This is a genomic window from Rhodococcus sp. HM1 (assembly GCF_023218075.1).
Classification (GTDB): Bacteria; Actinomycetota; Actinomycetes; order Mycobacteriales; family Mycobacteriaceae; genus Rhodococcus.
This window is the reverse complement of record NZ_JALPTB010000186.1, coordinates 1-772: the sequence shown is the minus strand read 5'-3', so window position 1 is coordinate 772 and position 772 is coordinate 1. Positions and strand designations below refer to the sequence as shown.

Sequence of the window (772 nt, the reverse complement as noted above, 5' to 3'; positions counted from 1 at the left end):
ACGTGGCAGGCGGTGAAGATCCACGTTTCTCACGGCTACCCACCACACCATCGTGCGATGTTGCGGGCTCGACCGTGTCCCACACCGACGCTTCGGGTGCAGGACGAGTCCTCGACTGTGTCACCCCCTTCGGGGGTCTCGAAGCCGTGATGCTGCGGCGGACCCGGCGATGCCGAGGCCTGCGCGGGGTGGGACCGGTCTTGTCCCGACATTTCCGGACCGGGGCGTGCACCGCGGTCCGGATCTCCACGCTCCCACTGCGGGTGCGGACCGCCGCAGCGCGCCCCGACAACGCCCGTGCGGCGAGGTTCACCGCCGCCACATGATCACGATTCCCACCCACCTGACACCGGGTGCACCATGCCGTGTGATAGCCACCGGGGCGGGTCAGTGGTTCGGTGCAGCCCGGACACCGTGCCGACGATCCCCGCGCCGGCACCGACACCACCACCACACCCACCCGGGCCGCGGTGTGGGCAAGGGCGTCGGCGGCCCGACGGCGGGCGGACTGCGCCGCCCGATTGTTGTTGCTCCGGCCGCGCCTGCGAGCCTCCAGGGTGGTCAGGTCCTCCACCGCGATCACCGTCGCCTCCGCCGCAGCGGCGTAGTCGGCGACCTGCCGGGCGAAATGAAACGCGAGCTCTCGGTTGATCTTCCCGCGTTTGACACCGATCGCGGTGCGATGGTCCTCGAGGACCGCGATTTTCGCCTCCAGCTCCGCCCGCACCCGGGGCGGTGCGGTCTCGGCGAGCCGGCGCAGCCGGGCGGCCTT

At 71.2% G+C, this 772-nt stretch carries 1 protein-coding gene; it reads right to left on the bottom strand.

The annotated features are described in order from the left end of the window. Window positions 1–772 (bottom strand): zinc ribbon domain-containing protein (locus tag M1M07_RS32330; protein ID WP_248676784.1); only part of this gene is annotated, 772 nt, incomplete at both ends.